The following is a 15,447-nucleotide window of genomic DNA, read 5'->3' as shown; positions in this document are numbered from 1 at the left end:
GTAGACAAGTCGTCATGTCCGACACCGAGATCTCGTTCCAATCCGGCAACGTCACCCTGTACGGGAGTCTTCGCCTGGCAGCCTCACCCGACTCCCCGGCGCCGGCCGCGCTGATTCTGGCCGGCAGCGGCCCCACCGACCGAAACGGCGACAGCGCACTCCTCGAAGGCGACATCGGAACTCTGCGGTTCATCGCGGATCTTCTTGAAAATCAAGGCATTTCAAGCCTGCGTTACGACAAGCTCGGCAGCGGCGAAACCGCCCTCGGCGACTACGAGATCGAGGACATCGCCGATCTCGGCTTCAACACATTCGTCGACGCCGCCTCCGACGGACTTGACTACCTCGCCGGACAACCCGGCGTCGATCCCGAGCGACTGTTCGTCGTCGGACACAGCGACGGCGCCGTCGTCGCGCTGGCACTTGCCACGGCGAAAGAGGGCACAAGAGTCAGCGCCCTCGCACTGCTCGAGCCGCTGAGTGTCCGGCTTCTCGATCTACTCACGACGCAGATTCACCGCCAGCTCGACGCCGTCGTCGGTGTCGGTCAGTTGCCGGTCGAACTGGCTGACGAACTGCGCGTAGCGCTCGCCGACGCCGTCGAGTCTCTTCGATCCGAGGGCACAGTTCCGGATGATCTACCCGAACCGCTGCAGAACGCGGGACTCGTTCACGCCAATGCCAAGGCACTCGCCGAGGAAGACGCACTGGACCCGGTTGCGCTCGTAGCGGCACTGCCGGCAGGCATGCCCGTTCTCACCAGCTGCTCGGACAAGGACATCCAAGTGATTCCCTCCGACGTCGCGGCACTCGACGCCGCGCTCTCACATACCGCGCTGACTTCAGTGCGGATGCGCAACGCCAACTTCGTACTCAAGGACATCGGCGAAGAACAGTCCACCGGGGCCGACTACGTCGCTCCGCTTCCGTACTCGGCAGAGTTCGCGGAGCCCTTCACAGCGTGGGTCCGCTCGTTCTCCTGATCACGTACAGACCGAACGTCCTCTTTTCCGGGTAGAAAGTTCCCTCCGCGAACCATCGCGGAGGGACTTCTGCTTTCTACGCCTGACCTGCAACGAAGGCTCTCTCAATCCAGCGAACCCGGGGACAGAAGTCACCCGGAGTTTACGTTCGCGGCGCTTTTTATTGGTGCGAACCCTCGATCCGTGCTGTACGGTCATCCATTAACCAGCAACGCCACACAGAAAGGAACGGACGTCATGTCGCTACACCCGAACTTTGCATCCGTACCTTCGTGGCGCAGCTGCACCGCAGGCAAGCACATTTTTTCGGCCGCAATGTCGGCCAAGCACATGGGCAACAAGCGCGGTGTACCCCGAGAATGATCCCCAGTTTCACCGGATTCGTTCTCGGGCACCCAGGGCAAACGCCTCGGGTGCCTTTTCTTTTACCTTTCACACGCAGGAGCACCACATGAAACTTCGAGTCAACCAACTGTCCATCGCGCCGCCGTATGTCGATCTGCCCGGTGACCTCACCGGATACGCCGTCACCCTGGATCTTTCGCACTCCGATGCTGCCCACGAAGCCACCCTCGGCGCACTGATCAGCGAGATCCGCAGTCGCGGAGCCTCACGCGTGGTCATCACCGGCTCACCCCGCGAACTCCAGGGCACCCACAGCAGCGCAGCCTGAAAGAACCGGGCCGGCCTGAATGCAGAACGGGCCCCGAACTCCCGTTGAGGAGTCGAGGCCCGCTACCGAAGCAGGGAATCAGTGCGCGAAGTGGCGCGCACCGGTCAGATAAAGAGTGACACCGGCTTCCTTGGCTGCGGCAATCACCTCGTTGTCGCGAACCGAACCACCCGGCTGCACAACAGCCTTGACGCCGGCGTTGAGAAGAACCTGCAAACCGTCGGGGAACGGGAAGAACGCGTCCGAGGCCGCAACCGACCCTACGACGCGGTCACCGGCTCGCTGAACAGCAAGATGCGCTGCATCGACGCGGTTGACCTGGCCCATACCGACGCCGACGGACGCGCCGCCGGAGGCCAGCAGGATCGCGTTTGACTTCACCGATCGGCTGGCGCGCCAAGCAAATTCGAGGTCTGCGAGAGTCTCGGCATCTGCAGCCTCACCGTTGGCGAGAGTCCAGTTGGCCGGGTTGTCGCCGTCAGCGTCCAGAACGTCGCGCTGCTGGAGCAAGGTACCGCCAGAGATCGGACGCAGTTCGATTCCGGTAGCGGTCGGAGCCGCAGCCTTCAGAACACGAATGTTCTTCTTACGCTGCAGAACCTCGACAGCCCCGTCTTCGTACGAGGGCGCGATGACAACCTCGGTGAAGATATCGGCGATCTGCTCTGCCAGTTCGACGGTGACCTCACGGTTGGCTGCGATGACACCACCGAATGCACTGACCGGATCGCATGCATGCGCCTTGCGGTGGGCGTCGGCAATGTCGGTCCCGATGGCGATGCCACACGGGTTGGCGTGCTTGATGATTGCGACGGCCGGATCAGTGAAGTCGTACGCTGCGCGCCACGCTGCGTCGGAGTCCGTGTAGTTGTTGTACGACATCTCCTTGCCGTGCAACTGCTCTGCCTGAGCCAAACCTGCAGGCGCAGCCGGGTTTTCGTACAGCGCGGCGTCCTGGTGCGGGTTCTCGCCGTAGCGAAGGACAGCGCTGCGGTTCCAGGTAGCACCGACCCAGGCGGGGAACAGCGAACCGTCCTCGTCAGCTGCGATCGTGCTCGTCATCCAGCTTGCAACAGCGACGTCGTACGACGCAGTGTGCTGGAACGCCTGCGCCGCAAGCACAGTGCGCTCACGCAAGGTGAATCCGCCACCGGCAACGGCAGTCAGGACATCGGCGTAACGAGCCGGATCGACCACGACGGCAACCGACGGATGGTTCTTGGCTGCAGCACGCACCATCGACGGGCCGCCGATGTCGATCTGCTCGACGCACTCGTCCGGGCTAGCGCCCGAGGCAACCGTCTCGGTGAAGGGGTACAGGTTCACGACGACCAATTCGAAGGTCGCGATGCCGAGTTCCTCGAGCTGAGCGAGGTGATCCGGCTTGCGGGTATCAGCGAGGACGCCGGCGTGGACGCGCGGATGCAGCGTCTTCACACGGCCTTCGAGGCATTCCGGGAATCCGGTCAGCGCCTCGACCGGCGTCACGGGGATTCCGGCGTCGGCAATCTTCGACGCGGTCGAACCGGTCGAGACCAACTCGACACCGGCCTCGTGCAGGCCCGTGGCCAGCTCGATCAGACCACTCTTGTCGTAGACGCTGACAAGTGCACGGCGCACAGCCTTGCGTTCACTCACTGGGGATCACGGCCTTTCGTCCATCGGAAACCACTCCGCGCGTAGCAACAGCGGCGATGACGTCCGCCAACAACCGTCGCTCCACAATTTTGATGCGTTCATGCAACGAAGACTCGGTGTCGTCGTCATGCACCGGCACAGCTTCCTGCGCCAAGATCGGCCCGGTATCAACTCCGCCGTCGACGAGATGCACCGTGGAACCGGTGACCTTCACGCCGTACGCCAGAGCGTCGGGAACCGCGTGCGCGCCGGGAAAGGCAGGCAGCAACGCGGGATGAGTGTTGATGATTCGGCCGCCGAAACGCGCGAGAAAGCTGGGGCCGAGGATTTTCATGAAGCCTGCACTGACCACGAGATCGGGTTCGTGCTCGGCCACCGCTGCTGTCAGCGCCTCGTCCCAGGCGGCACGATTTTCATAAGTCTTGATCGAGACCTTGAAGGACGGGATCTTCGAATCCGCAGCGTGCTCGGCGGCGAGGCAGTCACGATCTACACCGACGGCAACGATCTCGGCGGGGTATCCCTCGGCGTGCGAAGCGTCGATCAGCGAAGTCAGCAGGGTTCCCGCGCCGGAAGCGAGTACGACTACCCGCGCGATCGAGTCGCGAAATTGGACCCCATCGGGCATTGTCGGCTGCGGATTGTCGGCCGAGGCAGTCAGCGCACTACTCCTGAGAACTGGAAGATGATGCGGCCGGAGTATCGGCCGCATGACAGCCTAGTCGCTGGACTTCTGCGGCTTCGAGGGCAGGTCGGTCTCCGGCTCGGCCCCGGCTGGGGAGTCGGCTGTGGGGTCCGCCTCGGGTGCCGCGACAACCTCGGCGTCGACTACTTCGATCTCGACGGTTTCCTCTGTCACTACCTGCACGGGTTCGCCTGATTCCTCGACGATTTCCGCTTCGACGACCTTGGTGACAACGACCGCAGATTCCTGGGCCAGCACTTCGCCCGTGTTCTCGTCGTCCTCGTCTTCCGGTGTGGCCGCAGCCGTGATCGCAAGTTCGGGCTCGACTGTTCGAGCCGGTTCAGCCGTCGGGGGCGCAACCTCGTCCTTCATGTGTCCGCGGTGTGAGAACCACATCGCGAACAGCGCCGAGACCGTTCCGAACAATCCCAGCCACGCAAAAGTCAGAAGACCGAAGCCCCACCACAGGACCTCCACGGTGCCGAACTGCCCGAGGTCTCCCCCGGCAGCAAGAGCGAGCAGCGCCATGACGAAGCCGGCACCGGCAGCTGCCGTCAGCACTGCGAGCACGCTGTCCTGCCCGGCGATGCGTCGAGCGCAATCACGGCCGAGCATCATGCCCACCGCTGCCGGAACGATCAACAACACGGGCCAGATTCCACCGGCGACGCCTTCCGGAATCGCTCCGAGAAGGGGCAAGGGTGGCAGGTCACCGCCGATGTTGCCGAACACGCTGATGGAGACATTGCCGAAATCGGCCGTCGATCCCGTCATCACCGCGGCTGCGCCGACCACGAGGTTCGGCAGGTAGAGCAGCGACAACACCGTTAATCCAAGTACGCCGACAAACCCGTTGCCGCGCGCGAGTAGGTCACCGACCGTCGACCACGACACGAGTAGTGACACCACGACGGCCACGGCGCCCGCAGCCAACAGCGCTGCCGACGCAGCCGTTGCCGGTCGAAGAGCGGCAGATGCCCACGGCGGAATCTCGGCGACGACGCGATCCCAGTGCGCAGCAGCAACACCGACGGACGCGGCGATCAGGTGAATCCCGGCGACCCAGCCGAAAGCTGCCAACGTGTTGGGGCTCGACAGCGGAATGGCTGCGGAGGCGTCGGCGACCACGGCGAGAGCGATTGCCGTGATAGTCAACGGTCCGGCCACCGCGGCCCCCACCAGGCGGAGGGTGTCGTCACGGGAGTCGGTGTGCACCGCAGTCGACGCGCATCGGCGTGCAACCACCCACATCATGACGGCCGTCGGAAGCAACGGCAGTACACCGAGTTGGACGCCGCTGATAGTCGCCGGCACCTGGTGGATGACCAACCATGTGGTGGCAATGGCGCCGAAGGTTCCGGTCAGGTCGCTGCTCGCCGATACCAAGGTGACCACAACGACAGCCGCGATCAGCAGCATCGTCAGACCCGACGGCCGGAAGGCGACCGTCAGCAGCTTGCGCGCCAGGTCCGGGTTCGGTGCCGGGCGACCGCCGCCGACGCGGCCGCCGCCAGTACGACCACGTCCGGGTCGTGAGGACGCGGGACGGGACCGGGTGCCATCAATCAAAGAACTCATCCCCTCGAGGGTTTCACTCGATAGTGCGCCGCGCACTCAGGCGCGCCGTCGGGCTCACGGAATGTGGCCTCCACCCGCAGCGGGTCGGAGGCCACATTCATGTTCGTGAAACGAAGTAGTACTACTGCTGACGCTCGTCGGGGTTCTGCGACCCGAAGACCTTGGTCTCGGCCGCGGAATCGCTGCTGCCCTGGTCAGGCTCAGCAGACGGCGTCGGCGCTTCGAAAGTGGGCGGCTCGAAGCCCGTCGGCTGCTCGGTCGAGCCAGTCTGCTGCTGGTTGTACGGCTGGCCGTAACCGCGCGGAGCGGTGAACTGATCCGACGAGTAACTCGGGTTCGGCTGACTCGCGGGCTGCGAGGTCAGCGGATAGTAAGACGACGTCGTCGCGGCCGAGTCGGTCTGTGCGGGATTCTGCACCGGGTTCTGACCGTAGGGAGACGCAGTCTGGCCGTAAGGCGGCTGCGAAGCAGTCGGGTCGGCGGGGGCGGCGTGCGCTCCCCCGTATCCCTGCTGCTGCGCCTGCCCGTACTGCGGGTTCTGCTGGTACTGGCCCGGCTGCTGAGCCTGCTGCGGCTGGCCGTACTGAGCCTGTCCGTATCCCTGTGGCTGACCTGGCGCCTGGCCCGGCGCCTGGCCCTGGGGCTGGCCATAGCCCTGCGGCTGACCGTACTGCTGAGCTACCGGACGCGGCGCGGGAGCCTTCAGGATTCCGATCTCGAACAACAACGCGGCGACTGCGACGACCGTCTGCACGAACGAGAGGATCAGCACGATGATCAGACCCCAACCGAGGCTGATGTCGACGTAGTCGCTGGTACCTACGGAGAACGCGGCGAACACCAAAGCGAAGAAACCCGTGAGGGTGAGCGCTGCGGCAATGCCTGCATACGACTGCTTCGGGAGGAGCGATACGCCTGCGACCACACCGCCGGCGAAAACGAATCCGAGGCCGTAGATGCTCGACTCGAAGAAGCTCGAACTGGTGTCCAGACCGCTACCGATGCCGCTGCTGCTTCCACTGATCGACGTGAAAGGCGCAAAACCGAGTAGGAAATTGATCAGGCCGAGTGCCGCGACGGCGATGAGCAGGATGAATCCGAGATTCTTGGTTCCACCGCCCGCTGCCGGCTGATTCGGTGGCCCGAAGCTGGGCCCTTGCGGCGTGAACGTCATGACTTCTCCTCGTAGACGGTCTTCGATGGTTACCAGCGTATGTGTCTCGACTTCGCACGCTAACACCGACAGGAGACAATGGGCAGATGCCCTTCACCCTCGCGCCCGGCGCCGACCATGTCGTCGAAACCGAGGTGAAGCACTCACGATTCATCGCCGCGCTTCGCCGGATCGACGACGCCGAAGCCGCCACGGAGTTCGTCGCGGAGCAGAAGTCGCTGTATCCCGATGCGCGCCATCATTGTTCGGCTTTCGTGATCGGATACGAAGCGAACTCACGCGTCGAGCGTGCACACGACGACGGCGAACCAGGCGGGACTGCCGGGGTGCCGATGCTTCAGGTTCTCAAGTCTCGAGATCTGGTCGATGTGATTGTTGTCGTCACGCGCTACTTCGGCGGAATCAAGCTCGGCGCCGGTGGATTGGTCCGCGCGTATTCGGGAGCCGTCTCGGTTGCTCTCGATTCGGCCGAGCTTGTGGCCAGGGAGAGGAAGATCCTGCGCACTTTGGCGATCCGGCACTCAGAGGCAGGTCGGGTGGAAGCGGAACTGAGAGCGCGGGGCGTCTCGGTGCTCGGAACTACGTACGGATCGAAGGCGGTGATGACGCTCGCCGCCGGTGACGCCGACGATCTCGACTCGATCGTCGCATCCATCACATCCGGTGCCGGGCAGTTGGAACCTGCCGGGTCGATGTGGGTCGATACCACTGTGCGTGGTTAAGGAGTCCGGAGACTCCCTAACCACGCACGGGGGCGAAGCCCCTTACAGGGACTGAAGAATCTCGCGAGCGAGAGCAGCAGTGGCGGACGGCGTCTTGCCGACCTTCACGCCTGCAGCTTCGAGAGCTTCCTGCTTTGCCTGAGCCGTTCCCGAGGAACCGGAGACGATGGCGCCTGCGTGGCCCATGGTCTTGCCTTCGGGAGCGGTGAAGCCAGCCACGTAGCCGACGACCGGCTTGGTGACGTTGGCCTTGATGTAATCGGCTGCACGCTCTTCCGCGTCGCCACCGATTTCACCGATCATCACGATGACCTTGGTCTCGGGATCCTTCTCGAACGCCTCGATGGCGTCGATGTGGGTGGTTCCGATGACCGGGTCGCCGCCGATGCCGATGGCGGTGGAGAAGCCGAAGTCACGGAGTTCGTACATCATCTGGTAGGTCAGGGTGCCCGACTTGGAGACCAGGCCGATGGGGCCGGTGCCTGCAATGTTGGCGGGCGTGATGCCGACGAGGGCCTCACCCGGGGTGATGATGCCGGGGCAGTTCGGTCCGATGATGCGCGTCTTCTTGCCCTTGGACTCGTTGTACGCCCAAGCGTAAGCGGAGTCCTGAACCGGGATGCCCTCGGTGATGACCACGAGGAGCGGGATCTCCGCGTCGATGGCCTCGACGATGGCGTCCTTCGAGAAGGCCGGGGGAACGAATGCGATGGAGACGTCTGCGCCGGTCTCCTTGATTGCCTCTTCGACCGTCGCGAAGACGGGGAGCTCGACAGGGGAACCGTCAGCAGCAACGTGCGAGACCGTGGTGCCGGCCTTGCGAGCGTTGACGCCGCCGACGACCTGGGTGCCGGCCTTGAGCATCAGAGCGGTGTGCTTGGTGCCCTCGCCGCCGGTGATGCCCTGGACGATGACCTTTGAATCCTTGGTGAGGAAGATTGCCATTGTTCTGTGAGTCCCTTACTTCGCTGCGTGAGCGAGTTCGGCGGCCTTGTCGGCGGCCTCGTCCATGGTTGCGACGACCGTGACCAGCGGGTGGTTGGCCTCGGCGAGGATGCGACGACCCTCTTCGACGTTGTTTCCGTCCAGGCGAACGACGAGCGGCTTGTTGGCCTCGTCGCCCAGGGTCTTCAGTGCGCCGACGATGCCGTTGGCAACTGCGTCACACGCGGTGATGCCGCCGAAGACGTTGACGAACACGCTCTTGACCTGTGCGTCGTTCAGGATGACGTCGAGGCCGGCAGCCATGACTGCAGCGGAAGCTCCGCCGCCGATGTCGAGGAAGTTGGCGGGCTTGACGCCACCGTGGTTCTCGCCGGCGTATGCGACGACGTCCAGGGTGGACATGACCAGGCCTGCGCCGTTGCCGATGATTCCGACCTCACCGTCGAGCTTGACGTAGTTGAGGTCGTTTTCCTTGGCCTTGAGCTCGAGGGGATCGGTAGCGTCGCGATCCTCGAATGCCTCGTGGCCGGGCTGACGGAACGCTGCGTTCTCATCGAGGGTGACCTTGCCGTCGAGGGCGAGGATCTGATCGTCAGGCGTGCGAACGAGGGGGTTGACCTCGACGAGGAGTGCGTCCTCGTTGATGAAGACCTCCCACAGCTTCTGGATCGTGACGGCCGCTGCGTCGAGCACCTCTGCGGGCAGCTTTCCTGCCTCGGCGATGCTGCGCGCGAACGCGAGGTCGACGCCCTTGACTGCGTCGACGGGGATCTTGGCGAGAGCGTCGGGGTTCTCCTCGGCGGTGACCTCGATCTCGACGCCACCCTCTACCGAGCACATGGCCAGGTAGGTGCGGTTGGTGCGGTCGAGCAGGAAGGAGATGTAGTACTCCTCGGCAATGTCACTTGCCTCTGCGACCAGCAGCTTCTTGACGACATGGCCCTTGATGTCCAGGCCCAGGATTGCCTCGGCGTTTGCCACTGCGGCATCCACGTCGGGCGAGTACTTGACGCCACCGGCCTTGCCGCGGCCGCCTACCTTGACCTGTGCCTTCACCATCACGGGCTTACCGATTTCTTCGGCAATCTCGCGTGCGCCGGCGACTGTGTCTGTAACACGTCCAGCCGAAGTCGGCACTCCGTGCTTGGCGAAGAGTTCCTTCGCCTGGTATTCGAAGAGATCCATCTGCTCACCGTCTCGTCTGCGTTGTCACCCGCTCGAGGGGTAGGAGCGGGTCTGTTCTGGACTTTAACCAGTTGCCGCGTTCGGTTTGCGCCCGCACTGATGCTATGTGGCCCAAGTCACGCGCAAATGCGCAATGAGGCACGCCTCACCGATCGAGCAAGGTGGCCACACCGAATTTGTCAAGCATCAGTCTCACTGATTCTTGCGCTCGAGAACGCTGCAACGAGAAGCAACACTATGCCCGTGGCCGCTGTGATCGCACCCACCCCCACGGTTGCGTCCGATATGCGCGATGAGGTGAGCGGCCACTCACTGACGTACACCAGAGCTGCCACGGCAGATCCGATCAGCAATGCCGCGCCTCGAGCCGGCCGCGCAGACGCTGCGATCACCGCGGCAATCACGACGGTCACGCCGACGAGCAGTTGCCCCCAGACGTCAATTCCCCACGGCCACTCCAGAACTGACGCCGCTGTGTAGGCGTCACCCCGATAGAGGGGAAGCGCGGTCCCGATCAGGACAGCGACTGCGCCGATCCCACCGACGAGAAGCACCAGCCCTCTCGAACCGCCGTCTACCGACGTGTCGACGTCTTCACGTTCTGCGCTTCCCGCCAGCCAGACGAGCAGTCCCGTCGCCGCAGCGAGGAAAGCCGCGCCACAAAGCACGAAGGCGCCGGCACCTAACCCGACGCCTGGTACGTCCGTCGCGATGACCGCCGACTGCATGACAGCCGCGACGCCCATCACGACGGTGGTCCACAGCACTCCGACGGCCGGACGCACCACGGCGGCGCGGCCCGGGGCAAACAGGCCCAGCGCGGCGAGGAGCAATACGGCAGCCGCGAGCAGGACAACTCGAGACGACAGCATCGACGGCTCCGGGATTCCGTCCGGCAACGACAGGACAGGCAAAGCCGAGCCGACGCCCGCAACAGCCGCAGTGATGATTGCGGCGGTACCGGCGACGCGGTGAAGTCTGTCGACCCGCGCTTGCGCCGCCCGGGACTGAGCCACCATCGCTGCTTTGAGCGCACCCTTTGTTGTCTTCGCAGGCGCGCGGACCACACTTTCAGCGGGAATCGCATCCGTTTCACGCCTGGATGCGAGGTAAGGCGCTGAAACTCCGATCACGACGATGACCACGGCGGCCAGTGCCCCGACCACGGATCCCGAACCGACGCCGATCCGATCGCCGGCCGCGAACCCAGCCATCACCCTGGTTCCACTGACTGCGAGTGCGCCGAGACCGACACCGATCAGGGCGCCGCAGCCCACCGGTAGGGAGATGGACGTCAATGCCGCCGCGACCGCAACGAGCACCGCGACGCCGACCAATCCTGTACCGACGGCAGTGGCCGACGCAGAGTCGACGAGCGGTTTGACCAGAAAGATCGGATCCTGCGAACTGAAGGAAGGACCGAACAGGGAGAGCACGAAAACCACTGCGGCCAGAATCAGCAGCGCTGTCGGCCACGCGCCGATCCGTCCGCCAACCGATCGCCCGTCGAATTCCGCGGCGCGAGCGCTGCCGTATCCGTCCCGTTCCGATTCACGATGGACGGCGACAAGTCCGAGCACCCCGGACAGGACAAGAATGCAGTGTCCCGCGAGCGCAAGATAAGCGCCAGGACCCGCATCGATCGAACCCGCCGAAATCGGACGGAAAAGGTCCAAGCGGTTTGCATCGATTGCGTCGACGAACAACTGGACGTCGAGAATTGCCGCTCCGAGCGACACCGCCCCGATACCGGCCAGGAGTCCACCGGCCAAGGCGGGCCTGCGGCCCGAGGTGAGCACTGCAACCAACGGCACGATGATCGTGCAGACGGCCGCGAAGAGAGCGGCAGAAGCAAGAGCCCCCGTCGTGTCGACCCCGCGGCCACTCCCGACTCCGACGACGGGACTGGCCGCCACTCCGACGGCACCGAGCAGTCCGATTACCGCCGCTAGTGGCGCCCCGGACTTCACTCCGGGGTCGTCGAAACGCGCCTGCGACGTAGTTCCAGGTGTTGTGGACACTCGATCGACGGTAGTGCCTGAATGGACCGGTGATCCGGTTGTGACACGCGTGATCACGAAACGAGATGATTCGTCCGTTTTGCCCGTATCGACATATTCCCAGGTCAAGCTGTGAGGCACGTCACATAATCGGACAGGTTTCCGCTACGGCTTGCGCCCATCGCAATCATTTCGTTACCGTCAGTCGGTCTAAGTCACGGGCTGATCACGAACTCGAGGAGAGAACCGGCATATGCATCACCGCAGCCAGTTCACCGCTAGTAGGTTCTCGAACTCAGCTCCAGACGAGGTCACGACCACTTATCCAACGCACTCGGCCAGGCGTTACACCGAGACCAAAAGTTCTGAGATCTCTACCGATATGTTCACTCGAAATTCATCCTCCACGTCGTCAGATTCCGACTCTCACGAGTTCGTCGAGTCCGACGTCATCAGCACCCCCACTTACGCCTCTTCCGCACCGACAGTCGATGTCGAATCTCCGGTTCGCCGCAGCGGTGCTCACCGACTCCCCACCCCTCCCTCTGCTCTCAAGGGCCGCGCCGCCGTTCTGGCAGTTGCAGCCGGCGCAGTTGTCGCCGCGGGCCAGGCAGTTGTCAACGACGGTTCCTCTTCCGCCGCCGACCACTCGGAAGTTGCACTCGCCAACGAGTCCTCCGCGATCGGCACCACCGCAGAACCGCAGGCCGCTCAGTTCGCTCCGGCCACCTCCACGGCAGCCACCACCGAGGCCGACGCTCCCCAGGTCCTCAACGTCGCAGCACCGACCGACCTCTCCCAGTTCAGCAACCTGCTTGCCAAGGGCCAGCGTTTCAGTGACGAGCGCGCAGCACGCGAAGCAGCTGCCCGTCGCCCGCTGTTCGTCCTGCCGGCAGTCGGCACGTTCACGTCCAACTTCGGCACCCGCTGGGGCACCCTGCACGCCGGCGTCGACATCGCCGCCCCGATCGGGACGCCCATCGTCGCAGTCGCCGACGGCAAGGTCATCGATTCAGGTCCGGCTTCCGGATTCGGCATGTGGGTACGCCTACAGCACGCAGACGGAACGATCACCGTCTACGGCCACATCGACACGTCCACCGTCACCGTCGGTCAGCAGGTCATGGCCGGCGACCAGATCGCCACTGTCGGCAACCGCGGCTTCTCCACCGGCCCGCACCTTCACTTCGAGGTTCACCTCGCCGGCGAGAACAAGATCGACCCCCTCCCTTGGCTCGCATCACGCGGCATCAGCCTCGGTATCGAGCAGGACTGACCGCAAGCCCAACGCTTCTGACAAAAACTTCCGGCCCGCACCTTTCCAGGTACGGGCCGGAAGTTTTTTGTCTGTCTTCTACAGCTTGACCATCGGCACACCGCCGATGAGCATCAACCGCACCTTGCCCGCGCTACCGAAGTCGATGGTGACCGTCGCGGTGGGTCCAGTGCCCTTGGTTTCCAACACGGTGCCCAGACCGTACTTGTCGTGACTGACGCGGTCACCCGTGGCAAGGACCAGAACGTTGTTGCGGCCACGCGCGGCACCGAAACTGGGAGTCGACGCAGCCTTGCCGGACCCTCCCCCGTAGTTCTGCCCGCCACCGTATCCCTGGCCGCCCTGGCTGCCGTATCGGCTTCCGCTGCCGTAACCCGGCCTGCCGCTTCCGAATCCACCACCGGTGCCCGGATCCTCACGGCGCCAATTGATCAGGTCCTCCGGGATCTCCTGGATGAACCGCGACGCCGGGTTCTGGATCGGTTGTCCCCAAGCCGAACGCATGATCGCGCGCGTCAGGTACAGGCGCTGCCTGGCGCGGGTGATGCCGACGTAAGCGAGTCGACGCTCTTCGGACAGCTCTGCCGGATCACCGAGGGCGCGCATGTGCGGGAACTGCCCGTCCTCCCAACCGGTGACGAAGACGACCGGGAACTCGAGGCCCTTGGCGGTGTGAAGCGTCATCATCGTCACGACGCCGTCGTCGGAGTCCGGCAGTTGATCGGCGTCGGCGACAAGCGATACCCGTTCGAGGAAGGCGGCAAGCGAACCCGGATCGGGTTCGCCTTCACGCATTGCTGCGGTTTCCTCGTCGTCCGGATCGATCAGCCCGGCCGCGTTTCGTGCGTCGGAGCTGAATTCTCTTGCCACGCTGACAAGTTCATTCAAGTTGTCGAGTCGCGCGCCGTCCTGTGGATCGCTGCTGGCCGCAAGCTCGGCGCGGTAGCCGGTTCGCTCGAGCACTGCCTCGGCGACCTCACCGATGTCACCGAGTTCGAAGGGTTCGTCCTCGTCGGCGGCTGCTGTCGGCAGCAGGGCCCGCAGCCCGTCCATCATCTCGAGGAACGACGCGATGGCCTTCTGTGACCGCGTATTGAGCAGCGCCACTTTGCCTTCCGCGCCGTCACGGAGAGCGGCGGCGAAGCTGATGTTGCGATGCTCGGAGTGCACGGCGACACAGGCTTCGGCTCGATCACCGATACCGCGTCGTGGCGTGTTGAGAATGCGTCGCAGGCTCACGGTGTCGTCTTCGTTGGCGAGGACGCGCAGATACGCGACGATGTCCCGAACTTCCTTGCGCTCGTAGAAGCGAACGCCGCCGACCACCTTGTACGGCACACCGAGTCGAATGAAGATCTCCTCGAGCGCGCGTGAGGAGTTGTTGGTCCGGTAGAACACCGCGATGTCGGCGAACTTGGTCTCGCCCTGGTCCACCAGCCGATCGATCTCCGAGGCGACAAACGATGCTTCGTCGTGCTCGTTGTCTGCAACGTAGCCGACGATCAGTTCGCCTTCACCCGAATCGGTCCACAGACGCTTTTCACGTCGGCCGGTGTTCTTGGAAATCACGGAGTTGGCCGCAGACAGAATGTTCTGCGTCGAACGGTAGTTCTGTTCGAGAAGGATGGTCCGAGCGTCCGGGTAGTCGCGTTCGAACTCTTCGATGTTGCGGATAGTGGCTCCGCGAAATGCGTAGATCGACTGATCGGCGTCACCGACGACGCATAATTCGGCCGGGGCAACGGCATGGTCGGACTCTCCGGCACCGCCGACCAGTTCACGCACCAGCATGTACTGCGCGTGGTTGGTGTCCTGGTACTCGTCGACGAGCACGTGACGGAAGCGGCGGCGGTAGTACTCGGCGATCTGGGGAAACGCCTGGAGAAGCGCAACGGTCTCACCGATGAGATCGTCGAAGTCGAGTGCGTTCGCCGCACGCAACCGCTGTTGGTAATGGCCGTAGACCTTGGCGATCAGTCGCGGCAGTTCGGCCGGATCCTGATCGGCTGCGACAACCGCCTCTTCCGGTCCGACGAGTTCGTTCTTCAGGTTGGAGATGTGAGTGGCGAGAAGCCGCGCGGAGAATCGTTTGGTGTCGAGCTCGAGGTCCTTGGAGATCATCGTCAGCAGTCGACGCGAATCGTCGGAATCGTAGATCGAGAAATTCGAGTTCAAACCGGGCAGGAGCGCCGCCTGTGCTCGCAGGATGCGCACGCAACTGGAGTGGAACGTCGATACCCACATGGCGTTGGCACGCGGTCCGACAAGGGCTGCCACACGCTCGCGCATCTCGGCCGCAGCCTTGTTGGTGAACGTGATGGCCAGGATCTGACCGGGGGTGACACCCCGTTCGGCCAGCAGATAGGCGATGCGACGCGTCAGTACTGCCGTCTTGCCCGAGCCGGCGCCCGCGACGATCAGCAACGGCGAACCGGCATGGACCACGGCCTCGCGCTGTTGCGGGTTGAGACCCTCGAGGAGGGCGTCCGAACCCGCGCCATGTCCCCGCGCGCCGCCCCCGTCGTGCTGGGAATGTCCGTCGTGCTCACCGAGTGCTGGGTACGTGTTCATCGCCTGTCCACGCTACC

General features: G+C 63.9%; 12 protein-coding genes. 4 read left to right on the top strand and 8 right to left on the bottom strand.

All coding sequences use genetic code 11. From position 1 onward, the window contains the following. The first annotated feature begins 14 nt into the window (after nucleotides 1–14). Both CPI83_RS08130 and CPI83_RS08125 read left to right on the top strand, forming a co-directional pair. Nucleotides 15–983: an alpha/beta fold hydrolase gene (locus tag CPI83_RS08130; RefSeq protein ID WP_097387062.1), complete on the top strand. Its 969-nt coding sequence runs from the start codon at nucleotides 15–17 to the stop codon at nucleotides 981–983. A 451-nt stretch (nucleotides 984–1,434) separates the two neighbouring features. After that, nucleotides 1,435–1,656 carry a hypothetical protein gene (locus CPI83_RS08125; protein ID WP_003946391.1) on the top strand — a complete coding sequence of 74 codons (222 nt, stop codon included), beginning with the start codon at nucleotides 1,435–1,437 and terminating at the stop codon, nucleotides 1,654–1,656. Between the two features lie 78 nt (nucleotides 1,657–1,734). On the opposite strand, the gene purH is transcribed toward CPI83_RS08125, so the two are convergent. From purH to CPI83_RS08105, 4 genes are all read right to left on the bottom strand, one after another. Then, complete coding sequence (gene purH, locus CPI83_RS08120) at nucleotides 1,735–3,294, bottom strand: bifunctional phosphoribosylaminoimidazolecarboxamide formyltransferase/IMP cyclohydrolase (RefSeq protein WP_003946407.1); 1,560 nt, start codon at nucleotides 3,292–3,294, stop codon at nucleotides 1,735–1,737. Next, complete coding sequence (purN, locus tag CPI83_RS08115; protein WP_044479389.1) at nucleotides 3,287–3,922, bottom strand: phosphoribosylglycinamide formyltransferase; 636 nt, start codon at nucleotides 3,920–3,922, stop codon at nucleotides 3,287–3,289. The genes purH and purN overlap by 8 nt, the downstream gene beginning before the upstream one ends. A gap of 90 nt (nucleotides 3,923–4,012) precedes the next feature. After that, nucleotides 4,013–5,557 (bottom strand): DUF6350 family protein, encoded by a 1,545-nt coding sequence (locus tag CPI83_RS08110; RefSeq protein ID WP_097387061.1) that lies wholly within the window; start codon nucleotides 5,555–5,557, stop codon nucleotides 4,013–4,015. Nucleotides 5,558–5,678: 121 nt separating this feature from the next. Further along, nucleotides 5,679–6,731, bottom strand: coding sequence for a DUF5336 domain-containing protein (locus CPI83_RS08105; RefSeq protein ID WP_021332301.1), 1,053 nt, complete (start codon nucleotides 6,729–6,731; stop codon nucleotides 5,679–5,681). Nucleotides 6,732–6,817: 86 nt separating this feature from the next. Here CPI83_RS08105 and CPI83_RS08100 point away from each other — a divergent pair, with 86 nt between their 5' ends. After that, nucleotides 6,818–7,453 carry a YigZ family protein gene (locus CPI83_RS08100; protein WP_020970355.1) on the top strand — a complete coding sequence of 212 codons (636 nt, stop codon included), beginning with the start codon at nucleotides 6,818–6,820 and terminating at the stop codon, nucleotides 7,451–7,453. A 42-nt stretch (nucleotides 7,454–7,495) separates the two neighbouring features. Here the strand turns inward: CPI83_RS08100 and sucD are convergent, their stop codons facing one another. The 3 genes from sucD to CPI83_RS08085 form a co-directional block, all read right to left on the bottom strand. Continuing rightward, nucleotides 7,496–8,398 (bottom strand): succinate--CoA ligase subunit alpha, encoded by a 903-nt coding sequence (sucD, locus tag CPI83_RS08095; RefSeq protein ID WP_003946432.1) that lies wholly within the window; start codon nucleotides 8,396–8,398, stop codon nucleotides 7,496–7,498. 15 nt (nucleotides 8,399–8,413) lie between these two features. Next, nucleotides 8,414–9,583, bottom strand: a complete 1,170-nt coding sequence (gene sucC, locus CPI83_RS08090; protein WP_019744753.1) for an ADP-forming succinate--CoA ligase subunit beta — start codon at nucleotides 9,581–9,583, stop codon at nucleotides 8,414–8,416. Nucleotides 9,584–9,762: 179 nt separating this feature from the next. Further along, entirely contained in the window at nucleotides 9,763–11,604 is a 1,842-nt protein-coding gene (locus tag CPI83_RS08085) for a hypothetical protein (protein ID WP_232816883.1), read from the bottom strand. A 232-nt stretch (nucleotides 11,605–11,836) separates the two neighbouring features. On the opposite strand from CPI83_RS08085, the gene CPI83_RS08080 reads away from it, so the two are divergent. Further along, nucleotides 11,837–12,859, top strand: coding sequence for a M23 family metallopeptidase (locus CPI83_RS08080; RefSeq protein WP_020970357.1), 1,023 nt, complete (start codon nucleotides 11,837–11,839; stop codon nucleotides 12,857–12,859). A 78-nt stretch (nucleotides 12,860–12,937) separates the two neighbouring features. Here CPI83_RS08080 and pcrA read toward each other — a convergent pair whose 3' ends face one another. Beyond that, nucleotides 12,938–15,430, bottom strand: coding sequence for a DNA helicase PcrA (pcrA, locus tag CPI83_RS08075; RefSeq protein ID WP_020970358.1), 2,493 nt, complete (start codon nucleotides 15,428–15,430; stop codon nucleotides 12,938–12,940). Nucleotides 15,431–15,447 lie beyond the last annotated feature (17 nt).

Origin of the sequence: Rhodococcus sp. H-CA8f, assembly GCF_002501585.1 — a bacterium.
Classification (GTDB): domain Bacteria; phylum Actinomycetota; class Actinomycetes; order Mycobacteriales; family Mycobacteriaceae; genus Rhodococcus_F; species Rhodococcus_F erythropolis.
This window is presented reverse-complemented; position numbering and strand designations above follow the sequence as displayed.

Excerpts from the sequence above, each read along its gene's own strand:
- CPI83_RS08130 (WP_097387062.1), top strand. The coding sequence starts at position 15 with ATGTCCGACACCGAGATCTCGTTCCAATCCGGCAACGTCACCCTGTAC.
- CPI83_RS08125 (WP_003946391.1), top strand. The coding sequence starts at position 1,435 with ATGAAACTTCGAGTCAACCAACTGTCCATCGCGCCGCCGTATGTCGAT.
- purN (WP_044479389.1), bottom strand. The coding sequence starts at position 3,922 with ATGCCCGATGGGGTCCAATTTCGCGACTCGATCGCGCGGGTAGTCGTA.
- CPI83_RS08110 (WP_097387061.1), bottom strand. The coding sequence starts at position 5,557 with ATGAGTTCTTTGATTGATGGCACCCGGTCCCGTCCCGCGTCCTCACGA.
- CPI83_RS08105 (WP_021332301.1), bottom strand. The coding sequence starts at position 6,731 with ATGACGTTCACGCCGCAAGGGCCCAGCTTCGGGCCACCGAATCAGCCG.
- CPI83_RS08100 (WP_020970355.1), top strand. The coding sequence starts at position 6,818 with ATGCCCTTCACCCTCGCGCCCGGCGCCGACCATGTCGTCGAAACCGAG.
- sucD (WP_003946432.1), bottom strand. The coding sequence starts at position 8,398 with ATGGCAATCTTCCTCACCAAGGATTCAAAGGTCATCGTCCAGGGCATC.
- sucC (WP_019744753.1), bottom strand. The coding sequence starts at position 9,583 with ATGGATCTCTTCGAATACCAGGCGAAGGAACTCTTCGCCAAGCACGGA.
- CPI83_RS08080 (WP_020970357.1), top strand. The coding sequence starts at position 11,837 with ATGCATCACCGCAGCCAGTTCACCGCTAGTAGGTTCTCGAACTCAGCT.
- pcrA (WP_020970358.1), bottom strand. The coding sequence starts at position 15,430 with ATGAACACGTACCCAGCACTCGGTGAGCACGACGGACATTCCCAGCAC.